Below are 15,826 nucleotides of genomic sequence, written 5' to 3' on the forward strand. Positions count from 1 at the left end.
GCCCGCGCCGGCCGTCAACCCGACGCGCCGTCGGCGTCGGTGATGAGGCGATCGCCGAGCACGTCCTCGATGTAGAAGCGCTGCACCAGCACCGTCACGACCACGAGGAGCGGGGTGGCGAAGATGAGCCCGAGCGTCCCGAGCGTGACGCCGAGGAACAGCTGCCAGGCGATCACCAGGGCGGGCGCCAGGTCGTCGGCCTTGCGCATCACGTACGGTTCGAGCGTGTAGCTCTCCACCGTCTGCAGCCCGAGGTACAGGATCCCGACGTACAGCACCTGGGTCGGCCCCTCGAGCAGGGCCAGCAGCATCGCCGGCACCGCAGCGATCACCGGACCGAAGTTCGGGATGAACGTCAGCAGCCCGGCGAGCACCGCCAGGGCCAGGGCGAGCGGGATGCCCAGCACGAGCAGCCCGATCCAGGTCGCGATCGCGATGCCGAGCATCAGCATCCCCCGGCCCAGCAGCCAGGATTGCAGCCGGTCGCCGACCTCGAGCAGCACCTCGTCGATCCTGGCGCGCGTGCGAACGGGGAACAGTCGGACGAGTCCCCGTCGATACAGGCCCGGTTCGGCCGCCAGGAACAGCCCGACGAAGGCCAGCAGCACCAGGTACCCCACCAGCGAGACGCCGCCAGACACCACGGTCACCGCCCGCTGGGCCGCCGATCCCGCCATCGCCGTCGTCGGGGCCGTGTCGGAGATCTGGGCGAGGAAGCGTTGACCGAGCGGCCAGCGCTCCACCTGTTCGCGGAGGCGTTCCACGCCTTGCGGGAGCGCGTCCCACAGCTCGGCGCCCTGCGTCTGCAGCGGCGTGGCCAGCAGCGCGCCACCCCCGATCACCAGCGCCAGGAGCGCGGTGCAGACGACAGCGAGGGCGGCGTAGTCGCCCAGCGGGCGCCACCGCTGCACCAGTTGCGCCAGGCTGCGCAGCAGCACCGCCAGCAGGACGCCGGCGAAGGTGACCAGCAGCGCGGTCAGGCCCTGCACGGCGGCCAGGACGAGGATGATCGTGCCGGTCGCCAGCCCGAGTACGATGAGCACGCGACGCACGAACGGCGAATCCACGACCTGATCCATGTCGCACCGCCATTGCACCTGCCGCGCCAGCTCGAGAGACGGGCAGAGGCCCGGCAAAACCGAACGATTCATGTCCTTGTCCCGTCTTCGATTCCTCCTGCTCGTCCTGATTTGCGTCGCTGCCACCCCTCGCGCGGCGGCGGCGGCCGACCGCATCGCCCTGAAGGTCGAACGCCACGCCACGGGCGCCCCGGTCACGCTGGGCGTGCCGTTCCCCCGCGGGGTGCTGGCCTCGCCCGACCACGTGCGCGTGCTCGCGTCGGACGGTCGCGAAGTGCCGTCGCAGGTGACCGAGGTCACCACCTGGCAGCCGGTGGACCCGAGCGTGAAGTGGGTCTGGGTGTTCTTCTTCGCGGCGGACGGCGCGGACTACCAGCTCGAGTACGGCGCCGACGTTCGTCGCGCCCGGGTACCCGCCGGGCTCGATGGACAGCTCCTCGTGCTCAACAGCCAGCGTCCCGGCGGCCAGGCCGACATCGTCGCCGGCCCGCTGCAGCTGACGGTGCGTCAGGGCAGCACCGGCTTCGTGCACGAAGCGAGTCTCGACCTCGAGGGGGACGGGTTCGAGGCCGACGATGTGATTGCCGTGGGGCCTGAGGCGCGGGGATCGTTCGTGGACCTGCTCGACGAGGCGGGCGTGGACGCCTCGCGCGCGACCATCACGCAGACCTTCCTCGAACGCGGGTCGGGTCCGCTGCACGCGATCCTGCGCATCGAGGGCACCTACCGCTACGGCCGCAGCGACAACCACGCGGCGCCCTTCGTCACCCGCCTGCACGCCTACGCCGGGCAGACCTGGATTCGCGTGCAGCACACGATCGTGTACACGGGGGTGCCGGACCGCCATCGGCCGACGGCGGGGGAGTATCCGCACGTGGCGACGCAGGCCCAGGCGCTGACGAAGGGGGATCCGTCGGATCCGGGCTGGACCCAGCCGGAGGACCGCATCCAGGCGATGGGGATGTCACTGGCCCTGAAGCTGAAGCCGGGCGCGGTGGCGCGGACGGCCCTGCTCGACGGGCCGTGGTGGCAGCGCGCCGCCGCGCCGCGCGTCGTGCGACAGACCGGCGCACTGGCCGTGACGCAGCTCGGGCCACAGGCCGTCAACGGTGTGGTGGCGGAGTCGTCGCCGACCGCGCGGCAGGAGACCTTCGCGGCGCACGTCCGCGCGGGCGGGCAGGTCCGCGATCGCGCCCCGCGCGCGCTCGGCTGGGTCGACGTCAGCGACGACACGCGCGGCGTGGCCATCGGCGTGCGTCACTTCCTCGAGGAGTATCCCAAGAGCATCGCCTTCGATGCGGCGACGAGTCGGCTCGACGCCTTCTTCTGGGCGGCGGACGGCGGGCCGGCCAGTTTCGCGCGCGAGCACACGCGGCCCGGCGCCGAGGGATCGGTCGAGAACTGGGCGCAGGGCCTCGCCAAGACCAGCGAGGCCATCGTCTACTTCCATCCCTCCCGCACCACCGACGCCGAGATCGGGCGCGTGATGGGCTACGTGCTCCAGCCGGCGGTGGCCCACGTGGATCCGGTGTGGTACGCGCGCAGCGGGGTGTACGGCGAGTTCGCCCCGGCCGGGCGCGGTCCGGCGGAGCTCGATCGCGCCCTCGACCACAAGGTGCGCTGGATGCTGTTCAACCAGCGGTGGGCGCCCTGGTTTGGCGTGTTCGACTACGGCGACGTCAAGGTGCGCTACGACAACGGCGCCTGGGACATGTGGGGGCACAACGAACCGGCGCAGGACTTCGAGCTCTGGGTGCACTTCATGCGCACCGGCGATCCGGCGGTGTTCGACGCGGCCCTCGCGCTCAGTCGCCACACGATGGACGTGGACAACACGCACTGGCCGACGGGGCCGGTCTATCGGGGCGACAGCAACCAGTCGGGCGACTTCTTCCTGACGCAGACGCCCGACGCGATCGCCGCGGCGGGCGGCGCTGCCACCAGGTGGCTCGGCATCGGGCGGCGCCACTCGACCCAGCACTGGATGCACGCGCTGTCGGCGCACGTCTGGGTGCAGGGCTGGATGGCGGCGTACTACCTCGCTGGCGAGACACGTGCGCTCGACGTGGCGCGCGTCACGGCCGACATGCATCGCCGGCGCATGTGGGGTGAGCACGAGCTCACCGGACGGCGACTGTACCTGTCGGTGTGGAACCTTGCGGAGGTGTGGGACGCCACCAAGGACCCGGTGTACGCCGATGAACTGAAGGACCGGGTGGCCCGGATGCTGCGCCTCGCGCAGGCCGACGGCGACGGTCTGGCGCTCGAGCGCTACGGCTACGCGCAGGTGTACGCCACGCACGGGCTGGCACGCTACTACTCGATCACCGGCAACGAGGCGGTCAGGGAGGCGCTGGTGCGTCATGCGCGGCACGAACGTGACGTGCCGGCCCTGAATCACTGGATGGAGTCGTATCTGGCGTCGATCCATGCCCTGTCGATCGGCTACCAGCTGTCGAAGGAGCCGAGCCTCAAGGAGGAGCTGGCGCGCCGCGTGGCCCTGCTGCGCACGGACCCGCTGCCCGCGCCGGTCACCGCGGAGGCCTGGACGCAAGCGTCGCTGGCCGAGGCCCTCACCAGGACCGACCACATCCCCGACGCGCCGTCCTGGTACCGGCGCGAGTTCTCCGCAACCGCCCGCGCCCGCACGCCCAACTGGCATCCCCTCCACGGGCTGCGCTTCTTCGGCTGGACCACCGGGCACGGCCTGCCGTGGGCGCTGGCGGCGTTGGGGGACTAGAAAAACCTGCGGGTAGGGCCGGTTCTCCGAACCGGCCGTCATGACGGCCCGCTCGGAGAGCGGGCCCTACCCAACCCGGCGCCCGGTGCCCGGTTCCCGGTTCCCGGTTCCCGGTTTGATTGACCTGTTACGATCCCAAGGTGAGTAACGACCCCACCCCCATCGACGAAGTCCCCGTTGGCTTCGCCTCCCTCGGACTGTCCGACGCCCTCGTCGCCGCCGTCGCCGCACTCGGCTACGAAGAGCCCACCCCCATCCAGCGCGAGGCCATTCCGCTGCTGCTCGACGGCAAGGACGTGCTCGGCATGGCCGGCACCGGCACCGGCAAGACCGCGGCCTTCGCCCTGCCGATGATCGAGTTGCTGTCGCGCAAGGGCGCCAAGAGCCTGGCCCCGCGCGGCCTCGTGCTCGTGCCCACCCGCGAGCTGGCCATGCAGGTGGCCGAGGCGCTGCACAAGTACGCCCGCGGCACCGATCTGGCGGTGGCGCCGCTGTACGGCGGCGCGCCCATGGACGTCCAGATCCGCGCCCTCCGTCGCGGCGTCTCCATCGTCGTCGCCACGCCGGGACGCGCGCTCGATCACCTGCGTCGGCACACGCTCGACCTCCGGGCCGTGCGCGTCGTGGTGCTCGACGAGGCCGACGAGATGATCGACATGGGCTTTGCCGAGGACATCGAGAGCATCCTCGCCAATGCCCCCGAAGAGCGGCAGACGGCGCTCTTTGCCGCCACCATGGCGCCGCGCCTGGAGAGCATCGCCAACACCCACCTGACCGATCCGGTGCGCGTGGCGATTGCCAAGGAGAAGCGGGCGGCCGGCAAGCTGCCGCGCATCCGTCAGGTGGCCTACCTCGTGCCGCGCAACCAGAAGACGGCGGCGCTCGGTCGCATCCTCGACGTCGAGACGCCGACGTCGGCCATCGTCTTCTGCCGCACCCGCACGGAGGTCGACGAGCTCACCGACACGCTCGCGGCCCATGGCTACGGCGCCAAGGCCCTGCACGGCGGCATGGAGCAGAAGGCGCGCGACCGTGTGATGCAGATGTTCCGCAGTGGCCAGGCCGACGTCCTGGTGGCCACCGACGTGGCCGCGCGCGGGCTCGACATCGACCACGTCTCGCACGTCGTCAACTACGACCTGCCGATGTCGCCCGAGGTGTACGTGCACCGCATCGGCCGCACGGGCCGGGCCGGGCGCGAGGGCATGGCCATCTCGCTGGTCGACCCGCGGCAGCATCGCGCGCTCCGCCAGATCGAGGGCACGACGCGGGCCAAGGTCGAGATCCTCCCGATTCCGACCGAAGCGGACCTGCAGGCACGCCGGCTCGACACCACCCTCGCCGCCGTGCGGGCGCAGATCGTCGAAGGCGGCCTCGAACAGGCTCGTGCCGTGGTCGATCGGCTCGCGCAGGAGTTCGACGTGCTGGACGTCGCGGCCGCCGCCATCCGCCTGCTGCACGACGATGCGCCGGGCACCGCCCCGGCCAAGGGCGCCAAGCGCAGCAAGAAGGCCGAGGGGGCCGGTCCGTCGCTCGACGAGGCCATGGCCGAGGCGGCCCGGAGCGAGGACCGTCGCCCGGCGCGTCGCGGCGACGACGACCGTCCACGGCGTCCGCGCGAGGACGGCGATCGGCCGTCGCGCCCCTCGTCACGCGGCCCGCGCGGCGCGGCGGGTCCGCGCGCGCTGCTGCACCTGAACATCGGCAAGGAGGCTGGACTGCGCCCGGCCGATCTCGTCGGCGCCATCGCCGGCGAAGCGAACGTGGACAGCGGCGTCATCGGCGCCATCCGCATCGGTGACGATGCGTCCACGGTGGATGTGCCCGAGGCGCTCGCCACGCGCATCATGATCTCGCTGCGCAACGCCAAGGTGCGCGGCCGCCGGGTCATGGTGCGCCGCGACCGCGAGCAGGAATAGCCGCAGCACGCGTCACCGCCGGACACTCTGACGTCGCCGCGGGACTCTCTCACGTAGCCGCCGGACTTTGTCCGGCGGTCCCCCCCGATCGCAGTTTCTCAACCGCCCTCCCGTGCAGTTCCTGCGATCGGCAGGCGCTCCTCTCGCGAATCTCGCGTCGTTGCCGCATCGCCGTCGTTGGCGCGCGTCGTGCTGCGGTGTCCCGCGGATGCACGCCGGTGTCCCGACTGGACGTGAGGCACGAAATGGAGCATATTCATATGCATGAGGACGACCATGATTCTGGACGAGACCTTGTTGGAGGAGGCCCGCCGGTTGACGGGGGTCACGGAGAAGACGGCGCTGGTGCACGAGGGCTTGCGGGCCCTCATCGCCCGCGAGCACTCGGCCCGGTTGCGTCGTCTCGCCGGCTCGGACCCGTCGGCGAGCGTGGCCGACCGGTCGCGCCGCCGTCCGAGGCCATGACGCTCGTCGACACGTCGGTCTGGATCGAGCACCTGCGCCGTGGCGACGCCGAACTGGCGGCGTTGCTCGACGAGGGGATGGTCCTGGTGCACCCGTTCGTCGTCGGCGAGATCGCGTGCGGCACGCTGCGGCAGCGCCACGTGGTGCTGGGGCACCTCCGGCACCTGCCGGAGGCGCCACTCGCCACCGAGGACGAAGTGCATCACCTGCTCGAGGGCCATCGTCTCGAGGGGCGGGGGTTGGGATGGATCGACCTGCACCTGCTCGCGTCGGCGCGCCTCGCGGCGGTCCCGCTCATCACGCGCGACCGCGCGCTGCAGGACGCCGCCCAGTCCGTCCTGCCGTAGCCATCGCCCTTCGCGCTGAGATGTAGCCGTCGACCTTCAGGTCGACGGTCAGTGATCTCCCCGTGAGATCGCCCCCGCTCCTCCCCACGGCGCGGCCGCGAGGTAGGCCACCACGGCGGCGGCGAGCGCGGTCAGGTACGGCGCCGGCCATGCGAGCACGAAGGCCCCGGCGGCCCACACGACCATGCCCGTGGCCAGCGAGGCCAGGGCGCTCACCGTGCCGCCGACGCTGGTGAACAGGCCGAACGTCGCCACCACGAAGATCCCGGCGCTGCCGAAGGCCGAGGCGTACTCGACCAGCGACGCGATGCTCTCGGAGGCCAGCGCCAGCGTCCACGCGCACAGACCGAGCGCGAGCACGCCGGCGCGTGACCACCGCAGCTTGGCGCCATCGGAGAGATCCGGGCGGAGCGTCAGCAGCACGTTGTGGGTGATCAGCGCCGAACCGGCCAGCAGGATCGAGTCGACCGTCGACAGGATGGCCGAGATGAGCGCGCCCGTGAACAGCACGTAGGCCGCGGTGCCGAGGTACTGCCGGGCCAGTTCGGGCACGAGCTGTTCCGGGTCGGCGAGGCCGGGCGCGAGCACCGGTCCACACAGGCCGAGCACGGCGGGGATGAGGCCGACCGACAGGTAGAGGCTGCCACCGGCCAGGCAGGCGCGCCGCGCGGTGTCGGCCGACGTGCAGCCCAGGATGCGCGAGATCAGCTCGACGGCGAGCATCGACCCGACCACGGGCACGGCCCAGGCCTCGGCCGTCACGTACCACGGAGTGCCTGGCGTGCCGAGCAGGGCCAGGCGGTCGGCTGGGACCTGCGCCCAGGCCTGCTGCAGCGTACCGCTGCTCACCAGCAGCGCGGCCAGCACCACCAGGCCGATGATGACGGCCAGGCCCTGCACCACGTCCGTCCACGCGTCGGCCAGCAGGCCGCCGACGGTGCTGTACCCGACGACGAACAGGGCCGCGCCGGTGATCGCCACTTCGATGGGCAGCGCCGAGGCGTGCGACACCACGTTGCCGAAGGCGCGAATCTGCGCGGCGCCCCACAGCACGGACGTCGGCACCATCAGCAGGATGGCGACGCGTTCGACGATCACGCCGTAGCGGAGGCGGAACAGGTCGCCGAAGGTGGTGAAGCCGCGGTTCCACAGCGGGCGGGCGAAGACGAGGCCGACGAGCAGGATGCAGGCGACGTAGCCGAACGGGTCGGCCGACCCGCCTGACAGGCCTTCGGCGTAGATGGTGCCGGCCGCGCCCTGGATCGACTCGGCGCCGAACCACGTCGCGAAGATCGAGAACGACCCGAGACCGAGGCCGAGCGACCGCCCGGCGAGGATGTAGTCGGTCTCGGTGCTGATGCGCCGCGAGACGACGATGCCGATGGCCAGCTGGATGGCCAGATACCCGACGATGCCCACCAGCAGCCAGTTCATGTGGCTGCTGATGGTAATCGAAGGTGTGCAGGGCGAAATCCGTCGCCGATCAACACTCCGCCGGGGCGGGCCGAGGCAACTCCAGCCTCCGGCGAGCAGACACCAGCCAACGCCCAACGCGCTCTGCGGCGCTCTCCACGTCCGCAACGGTGCGCAAGTGGCACTCCCAGACAGTGGCGACTCGCCAACCGGCTGCTGTCAGATCGGCAACGTTCCGCGCGTCCCTCGCAACGTTCTGTGCGAACTTGGTCTGCCAGAACTCAGGATTGGTGCCTGGGGTGGTCGTGTAGCGGCAACCGTTGTGACGATGCCAGAAGCACCCGTGTACGAGGACGACCGCCCGATGCCTGGGCAGCACGATATCGGGCGAGCCCGGCAGTCGGCGGCCGTGAAGACTGAACCTGAAGCCGAGTCGATGCAATGCCCGTCGCAAGACGCGTTCGGGCTTCGTGTTCTTCGGACCGATCCCTGACATCATTCGAGAGCGGGTCTTCTGGTCAACGATGTCTGCCATCCACGGCAATTCTAGGCTTCATGTTCTGGCCACGAGCAATCTCCGCACGCTGAGCGCCATTGGTGCAGCCCAGTCGCCGAACGCCTTTACAGTGGCCGTCACAGTCGGTACGCTGCCCGGTGGTGATGCAATGATCGAGGGCTCCGAACGTTTCCGCTTCGTCGATCTTTTTTGTGGAATCGGCGGAATGCGCCTCGGATTCGAGGCCGCCGGCGGCAAGTGTGTCTTCTCGTCGGACTGGGACCGTCACGCGAGAGCAACGTACCAGGCAAACTTCAAAGAAGAGCCTGTGGGAGACCTCCGTGACGTGGTCTCCGCAGACCTGCCTCCCTACGACATTCTCGTAGGCGGCTTCCCCTGCCAGCCGTTCTCCATCTCGGGTGTTTCAAAGAAGCAGAGCCTGGGACGGCCCCACGGCTTCAAGGACAAGACGCAGGGCACCCTCTTTTTCGAGGTGGCTCGGCTGCTCCAGGAGACAAGACCGCGCGCGTTCCTGCTCGAGAACGTCAAGAATCTCGTTGGCCATGACCGCGGCCAGACATTCAGGACGATCTGCGAGACCTTGGAGGACGAACTCGGGTACGACGTCCACTTCAAGGTCGTGAATGCCAGGCCCTACGTGCCTCAGAACCGCGAGCGAATCTTCATCGTGGGCTTCGACAGACCCAGAGCATTCGAGTTTCCGGTCGCCCCGCCCACGGATCGACTGCCCACTCTCGGCGATATCCTCGACAAACGAGTACCGGAGAAGTACGTGCTGACTCCCCACTTGTGGGAGTACCTGCAGAGATATGCAGAGAAGCACCGTGCGGCCGGCAACGGCTTTGGCTTCGGTCTCGTGGGGCGCGATGACTACGCCAGAACACTTAGCGCGCGCTACTACAAGGACGGATCGGAGATTCTGATATCGCGCGGGAAAGGCCGCATTCCTCGCCGCCTGACGCCGCGAGAGTGCGCTCGGCTCATGGGGTTCCCGGAGTCGTTCCAGATCCCTGTCTCGGACACGCAGGCCTACCGGCAGTTCGGCAACTCCGTCGTCGTCCCTGTCATCCGGGCGATTGCCGCGGAGATCGCCGAAGCTCTTTCGCGCGACGTTGCGCCTCCTGCAAGAATGCGCCAGATGCGGCTCGCAGTCGGCTGACGCGATGGATGGGCGTCTATCCGGCCTCGTGGACGGCGCTGCTGCCAAAGTTCTCTCGGCAGTTGAGGCACTCCCGTCCAGATCCAACCAGCACGAGTTCAACGGCGTGCAGTCGTTGAAGGTCCTCTTCGGAGAGGCGCGAAGGACCTTCGAGGCCCGGTTCCTCTACGTCCCCGACGACGAGGAGAAGTTTGTTCAGGCAACCGGTTTCCTGACCTGGTACGACGCGCGAGAGGCCCACGCGACGCGCTCCGAGCACAGGCTCTATTTTCCTGAGAACGATGCGACACTCCTGATTCGGCCCGGCGATCTCGCGGTCATCTTGCGCCTGGCGAACGGTGAGGCGATGGTCGTCTTTGCACCACACGCCAGCACTGTCGAGCGACAGCTCCTGTGGCTGTTCGGCGTCGAGTCTCAGGATCCCCGCTTTCAGGTCAGGATCACGGCGGACTGGAACCCCGAGCTTGGATTCGCGGCTCGTCAGGTCTTGCGCCAGCTTGGACTCGAACCCGAAGTCGCTCCGGTTGAAGAAGAGTCGGACCTTGATCTCCTTGTTGGCCGCTATGGGGCCGGATTTCCCTCCACTCGTGAGTTCTCTGCCTTTGCGCGATCTAGAACTCCGGACGTCGACCCGAAAGAAGATCCCGATGGGACATTGATGGCCTGGCTCGAGCGTGAAGAAGCGCTCTTCAGACAACTGGAGCGCCACCTCCTGCTCGATCGTCTCAGAGAAGGCTTCGACGACGACGTGGACGCCTTCATTTCGTTTTCATTGAGTGTTCAGAATCGAAGGAAATCACGAGTCGGGCACGCTCTCGAGCTCCACGCCGCCGCCATTCTCGACGCTCATCAGGTCAGCTACTCGCACGGCGCAGTGACCGAAGGCAGCTCTCGCCCCGACTTTCTGTTTCCTTCAATCGAAGCGTACCGGGACACGTCTCGCTCTGCTGCCTCTCTCGCCATGCTGGGGGTCAAGACAACCTGCAAGGACAGATGGCGGCAAGTGCTCGCCGAAGCAGACAGGATTGAGCGAAAGCACCTGCTGACCCTCGAGCCAGGCATCAGCCCCACACAGTTGAGTGAAATGCACGCGAGGGAAGTGCAACTTGTCGTCCCCCGCAGCCTTCAGGCGAGTTACCAGGTACCAGGCCACGTCTCCATCCTGACTCTTGGAGAGTTCTTGATGCTCCCGGCGGTATCGCCACTGCAGTGGCGTGGGGTGTCGGAGTGAGCCCAACGGCGTGAAGTCGGGACGTAAGCTCCCCCGTCAAGCAGACGCTACTAACGGAGACTCAGGGAGACGTCAATCTGCCACTGGCGGTGAGGCGAGCCCGCAGTCTCACGCTTCGACGTTGCTCCGCTGCCAACTAACGGATGGCTGGCACCGTACATGAGCTGACAGTTGGTCAGTGTCACTTGGCGAACGAACCAGCGAATGCCAGACTAGCCTTGGGCGCCAAGCTCCATCGAACGCGATACGGCATCGACGATGAACTTGCCTCTCAGCCATCCGAGGTCCCGATAGCGAAGTATCAGATTCAGTTCCTTCCCGATTTGCTTCGAGGCTTTCCCGCGCTCCTCTTCGTTTCTCTGCCGCAGGTACTCGAGGGCAGCGAAAAGTAGCCGACGGTCACTGCCGAACGACCTCTCGATGAGCGCCTGATAGACGTCCTGCCTCTCAAGAAGCAATGCGGTGTACTCGAACGGGTCGCTAGGTTGATAGACAGACCCCCACTCCGGCAACTGACCAACCGGGTTCTGCGTCAAATGGACTGCCCACCAAAGGCGGGAGAGCGCGTTCCGGCGCAGAGCGCCCAGTCCCCTACCCTTAAAGAACCAATGGCTTCGTAGCGACTCTGGGCTCCCCTCAGGCCACCTAGCCCGGACATACTCCTGAAACACGTGGTGACAGAGCCAGACCCAAAGTCGCACATCTGAGGCCTGCACCGGTGACAGATCAGGGAGCCAGCGGTACACGGCGATGGCGTTCGCCAGATCGCCTCCCGCTCTCGACCGCTGCGAGCTGTCATCTACCATCAAGAGCGGCGCCGAACCTGCAGGACTGAGATTCGTAGGCAACGTGGGCAAGGCTGGGAGCTCTTCGTCGATGCCTTGGTACCATCCCCAGTCAGTGTCATGGGCCCAGTCCTGAAGGCCTTCGACAGAAGATGACGTGTAAATCCTGATGTTCACTCTCAGTTCTCCCCGTCATCCTGAAGCAACTGGGATGCAGCACGCGCAAAGGGGCCCTTCAACAGCAGTTGCGCGATCTCCGCCGCGGGCTTGCCTGTACTTACCTCAGGTCGCCCTTCCATCATTGAGGCAAGACGGCGAAACCAGAGCTCTCCTTCGTGCTCTTGGCCCTGTGACTTGACCAGAAAGACAGCTTCGGTAAGCACGGGCAGCACAACGGCTGCGTGCAGGACGGCCGCGGCAACGCCATTCTTCAGTCTCTGATACTTGCGCCACTCGGCGTCGCTGAACTCGACGACGATCCGATTGCTGTCATAGTTAATCCTGTATCCCTCAAATCGATCTTCTACCTTGCGAACCCGCATGATGGAGCTGACGGGGGCCCTCAATGGATCGAATGAAGGATCTACAAGGAACTTGAACTCTGGTCCTTCGGCCAGGATATCGCCTGGCTCGACCGCAAAAGTGAACCCTGCGTAGTCTCCATGGAGGCCTTCGGGGCAATAGTCTCTCAGTGCACACGTCGAGATGATCCGAAGGTTAGCGATGACCTCATCGGTGAGAGATAATCCGGCCAAGCGAATTTCCCCATCTGGCACCGCCACGGGCTCCGTGCTCCGCAGATACGTCGCCTCACACGTCACCTTCACAACTGCGGTGGCGAGGCCCTGCTGCACCAGCTCGGACACCGTCCGGTTCGAGGTTCGGAGACCTTCGAAGCGGATAACCACGTCGCCATCTACTGCGGTCATGGTGGCGGCGTCGGCGGTGAACTCCCCGCTCGCTGCATCGCCTACGCCGACCATGGGGAACGGTGGACACCAGGAGTTCAGCGGCTTCATCACACGAGCTCGATTCTCAGGGCTACCCGCCTGGCCGGAACCACCTTGAGCCGAAGTGATCTGCTGGAGCCGGCTTCAAGAGCCACGTCCCGCAGCTCGATTCCACTGAAGTCGACCGAGGGCACCACACTGCTGATGCGGAAAGCGGCCTCACGGACGGGGTCTTCGCCGACGGGCAGAAGCCGAACGGATGCCGTACCCGACTCTTGGGCCGTCAACACCACGACGACTTCCTGCGTAGCGCCATCCCAGAAGGTCCTTCCCCTTACTGACCGCGCGTCCAAGCGGGGTGCTCCGTCGAGATCGCCACCATGGGGGCCTTCGCCATCCCCGGGTCGGTCCCCTCTGTGTGCCCTTCCGGAAGCCTCTCCGCCTTGCGTCCCAGCGCCCTGAAGCCCTTCGGCACCCGTGCCTGCACCGGTGTCGCCGCTTGGTTCCAGCACCTGAGGTCTCACTTGCCGACGGGAGCGCACACCTCTGATCTCGCCTTGCGGTGGAGCGATGGTCGAAGACTCTACGGAACTAGGCGGAGCATTGGCGCCACTGCCGCTGCTGGTGCCGGGGTCATCCTCATCGGGGAGGTAGTCGCCCAGGTCGGGGATGTCCTCGGGCTCATCGCCCCCCGAGCTTGCCAGTTCTTCGAGAACCCGGCGGACGAAGTCGGTCACCTCACCAAGAATCTCTTGCCCACCCTGCCGCTCCCGCATCCACTTCGTATGCGTGGGATCCTCGAGCCTTGCGAGCAACTTGTTTCCCTTGGGGTTGTCGCAGAGCAGGACCGCGGCATAGCCTGCGATCACGTTGCGGCCCTTCTCGAAGACGACCGTGCGGGGGCGCCGCATATGCACAGTGCGGTTTGGCGCAGACGGATCCCTTCGCACGTAGAGCTTTAGCTCGCCAAGCTGCGGTGACTGGTAAGTAAAGACACGACGTTTATCGGAATCATCCACAAGTGCCAGAGCGTAGTGGTAGGCGTTCTCAAGCCGCTTGCGGTCCGCAGCTCTGTTTGCTGGGAACTGTTCGACACGAGCCTTGAGCACCGTCAGAATGTTGCTCTTGGTGATCAACACTCCCTTTCCTGGCCACTTCAAGCTGACCTCGAGCACTCCGGCCAGGACCGAAGCAAAGCAGTTCACCAGGGCTTCATCGAGTACGGGCCAAGGAACTGACGCTTCGTCACAGCCCGTCACGTAGAGGTCTAGTCCCTGCTCGGAACGTCGAAAAGCAGGAGGGATCTCTGCGTCCTTCAGAGCTCGAACATGCCGATCGCCATTCGTTGGAACTCCCCAGTAGCCTACAGGCTGCCTGATCTGCCCCTGCCAGTCGAAGGAAGCCAGAATCGACTTGCCGATGAATGCCTCTCCGGTTCGTGATTTGCTCGAGTAAAACACTGTACGAAGGCCGGAGGCTGCAAAGGGCGCGCGCTGGCCAATGCCAAACGTGCCGCCCCCTGCGCCGTGCATCTGCGCCGCACCTTGTTTCCTGATTAGGCGATACCACGGGCTGGAAGTATCAGAATCATCCCCGAATAGGCCAGAGGTGCCGGTATCGCGAATGCGGAGTACCGGCAGATCCCGCCGCAGGAGTAGTGCAGCGGCGGTCGAGAAGAAATCAGGACCATTGTTGATCTGGTGGTCGCTACGCGGATCCTGATTGTGACGCTCGCACGCTTCAATTAGAGTCTTGAGCTCCATAAGCCAAGGGAGACTCTGCCTTGGCATCTGAAGCAGTTCGAACTCCACGCGTACAGGTGTACCTTCTTGGGCAGCCGCATCGATACTGTTTTGAAGCGTCTCGCGGGCCAAGGATGCGCCAGAGCGAAATGTTTCGATCCCAGCATCATTGAGTCCGCGTTCCTCACCGCCAGCACTTGGGGGGAAGTACCATTCAGCCATTAACCACGCGCTCCGTCCCGCCAGCCCGACGGCAGCCGGGTGGCGACCTTTTTATATCTCAACAACCTAGCATTCTGTGCATTCCCACGGCGTTGACGTCGGCACCGGAGGTCGGTCTGACAGCACCTGTCGGCCCACCTTGCCCGCCTGGCAGCGAAGATGGTAGACGACGTCGTCAGGGCCACCACCCGCCACGTACGCGGGCTCGCCGGCGGCGGCAGGGGGCGCGGCGCTCGACTTGTTCATTCGCGAACGTCCCGCAGATGGAGAACTTCTTCTGCGACACCGGCGCCCGTTGCCTGAGTCGTACAAGTACCGCCTGAAGCTGGAGGCCTTCCTCGGCAAGCTCATCACAACGCTCAGCTCCGGGCGGCCGGCCGTCCAAACACTGGATGGAGGTCTCCCGCGGCACGCTGCCGTCGCCTCAGATGCGCTGGTGCAACCGTTAGATGAAGCCGAAGCCGCTCGAGGACTGGCTCGGCGACGATCCCGCCATGAGCTACGTCGGCCTCCGCGCTGACGAGCAGCGCGAGGGCTACGTCTCCACCCGGCAGAACATAACCAGAGTGTTCTGGTTCCGCGCACGGCATCGAAATGGAGGGCGTGCTTAGTCTGCTCGAAGGCGCTGGCCTCGGTCTGCGGTCGTACTACGAGTGGCGCACGCGCTCCGGTTGCTACTTCTCCTTGTTCCAGCGCAAGGCCGGGTGGGCACGCCTCTCCGAGCGGCATCCGGATGCGTTCGCGAAGGCCCTGGCGCTCAAGCAGAAGGTCGAACACGAGGCGACGCAAAGTCAGGGACGTTTCTACACGTCGTCGCAGGGTGAGTCGCTGTCGCAACTGGTCGCGAGAAGGACGCCATCCTAGCGAGCGACGCGGCCGCCACTGCCGGACCGCGCGCGTCAGACCGCCTGCTCGATGTCATCGGCGGCGATAACGACACCGCCTGTCTCGCGTGCGAGTTCTGATGTGTCGCCCGCAGACGCCTCGGCGACCATTCGGCGCAGACTTGGCAAAGGGTGAGGCGCCCTCCCATCAGAAGCCGAGGTCGTGCCAGCCCAGGATCGACCCCGCGAGCATGGCAGCAACGCCGAGCGCGACGAGCGACAGCACACCGTACGAGGTCGCGCCACTCAGGAGCTGCGCACGCACGGTGGCGATGTCGCCCTTCAGCACCCGCAGCGGACGGCCCGCGCCTTCGTCGTGCACCAGGCCGCCGCGCGCCGCCGAGTAGCGGCCCATCAACACCACCGGCTCGCC

The 15,826-nt window shown here is 66.7% G+C and carries 13 protein-coding genes and 1 pseudogene; 7 read left to right on the plus strand and 7 right to left on the minus strand.

Going from position 1 to position 15,826, the window contains the following annotated elements:
• Positions 1 to 14: 14 nt before the first annotated feature.
• Complete coding sequence (locus tag Q0C41_RS07555) at positions 15 to 1,151, minus strand: AI-2E family transporter (RefSeq protein WP_291982441.1); 1,137 nt, start codon at positions 1,149 to 1,151, stop codon at positions 15 to 17.
• 4 nt (positions 1,152 to 1,155) lie between these two features.
• On the opposite strand from Q0C41_RS07555, the gene Q0C41_RS07560 reads away from it, so the two are divergent.
• From Q0C41_RS07560 to Q0C41_RS07575, 4 genes are all read left to right on the plus strand, one after another.
• Positions 1,156 to 3,819, plus strand: a complete 2,664-nt coding sequence (locus Q0C41_RS07560; protein WP_291982442.1) for a hypothetical protein — start codon at positions 1,156 to 1,158, stop codon at positions 3,817 to 3,819.
• Between the two features lie 140 nt (positions 3,820 to 3,959).
• Positions 3,960 to 5,738 carry a DEAD/DEAH box helicase gene (locus tag Q0C41_RS07565; RefSeq protein ID WP_291982444.1) on the plus strand — a complete coding sequence of 593 codons (1,779 nt, stop codon included), beginning with the start codon at positions 3,960 to 3,962 and terminating at the stop codon, positions 5,736 to 5,738.
• A gap of 264 nt (positions 5,739 to 6,002) precedes the next feature.
• On the plus strand, positions 6,003 to 6,203 hold the full coding sequence (locus Q0C41_RS07570; protein WP_367079172.1) for a type II toxin-antitoxin system VapB family antitoxin: 201 nt from the start codon (positions 6,003 to 6,005) through the stop codon (positions 6,201 to 6,203).
• On the plus strand, positions 6,200 to 6,550 hold the full coding sequence (locus Q0C41_RS07575; RefSeq protein WP_291982448.1) for a PIN domain-containing protein: 351 nt from the start codon (positions 6,200 to 6,202) through the stop codon (positions 6,548 to 6,550). The genes Q0C41_RS07570 and Q0C41_RS07575 overlap by 4 nt, the downstream gene beginning before the upstream one ends.
• A gap of 48 nt (positions 6,551 to 6,598) precedes the next feature.
• Here Q0C41_RS07575 and Q0C41_RS07580 read toward each other — a convergent pair whose 3' ends face one another.
• On the minus strand, positions 6,599 to 7,984 hold the full coding sequence (locus tag Q0C41_RS07580) for a sodium:solute symporter family protein (RefSeq protein WP_291982450.1): 1,386 nt from the start codon (positions 7,982 to 7,984) through the stop codon (positions 6,599 to 6,601).
• Between the two features lie 49 nt (positions 7,985 to 8,033).
• Positions 8,034 to 8,498, minus strand: coding sequence for a DNA mismatch endonuclease Vsr (gene vsr / locus Q0C41_RS31370; RefSeq protein WP_367079174.1), 465 nt, complete (start codon positions 8,496 to 8,498; stop codon positions 8,034 to 8,036).
• 130 nt (positions 8,499 to 8,628) lie between these two features.
• Between vsr and dcm the strand changes: the two genes are divergently transcribed.
• Together dcm and Q0C41_RS07590 are read left to right on the plus strand one after the other, a co-directional pair.
• Entirely contained in the window at positions 8,629 to 9,639 is a 1,011-nt protein-coding gene (gene dcm, locus Q0C41_RS07585; protein WP_367079177.1) for a DNA (cytosine-5-)-methyltransferase, read from the plus strand.
• 4 nt (positions 9,640 to 9,643) lie between these two features.
• Positions 9,644 to 10,870 carry a type II restriction endonuclease gene (locus tag Q0C41_RS07590; protein WP_291982454.1) on the plus strand — a complete coding sequence of 409 codons (1,227 nt, stop codon included), beginning with the start codon at positions 9,644 to 9,646 and terminating at the stop codon, positions 10,868 to 10,870.
• Between the two features lie 212 nt (positions 10,871 to 11,082).
• Here the strand turns inward: Q0C41_RS07590 and Q0C41_RS07595 are convergent, their stop codons facing one another.
• The 3 genes from Q0C41_RS07595 to Q0C41_RS07605 are packed head-to-tail and all read right to left on the minus strand — an operon-like array spanning position 11,083 to position 14,416.
• Entirely contained in the window at positions 11,083 to 11,832 is a 750-nt protein-coding gene (locus Q0C41_RS07595) for a DUF6339 family protein (protein WP_291982456.1), read from the minus strand.
• Between the two features lie 2 nt (positions 11,833 to 11,834).
• Entirely contained in the window at positions 11,835 to 12,674 is an 840-nt protein-coding gene (locus Q0C41_RS07600) for a hypothetical protein (RefSeq protein ID WP_291982458.1), read from the minus strand.
• On the minus strand, positions 12,674 to 14,416 hold the full coding sequence (locus Q0C41_RS07605; RefSeq protein WP_291982459.1) for a hypothetical protein: 1,743 nt from the start codon (positions 14,414 to 14,416) through the stop codon (positions 12,674 to 12,676). The genes Q0C41_RS07600 and Q0C41_RS07605 overlap by 1 nt, the downstream gene beginning before the upstream one ends.
• Positions 14,417 to 15,163: 747 nt before the next feature.
• Between Q0C41_RS07605 and Q0C41_RS07610 the strand changes: the two genes are divergently transcribed.
• On the plus strand, positions 15,164 to 15,433 hold the full coding sequence (locus Q0C41_RS07610; RefSeq protein ID WP_291982461.1) for a hypothetical protein: 270 nt from the start codon (positions 15,164 to 15,166) through the stop codon (positions 15,431 to 15,433).
• A 168-nt stretch (positions 15,434 to 15,601) separates the two neighbouring features.
• Here the strand turns inward: Q0C41_RS07610 and Q0C41_RS07615 are convergent.
• A pseudogene (locus tag Q0C41_RS07615) lies at positions 15,602 to 15,826 on the minus strand (hypothetical protein); the annotation flags it as partial.

Origin of the sequence: Luteitalea sp. (assembly GCF_022842525.1) — a bacterium.
Taxonomy (GTDB): Bacteria; Acidobacteriota; Vicinamibacteria; order Vicinamibacterales; family Vicinamibacteraceae; genus Luteitalea.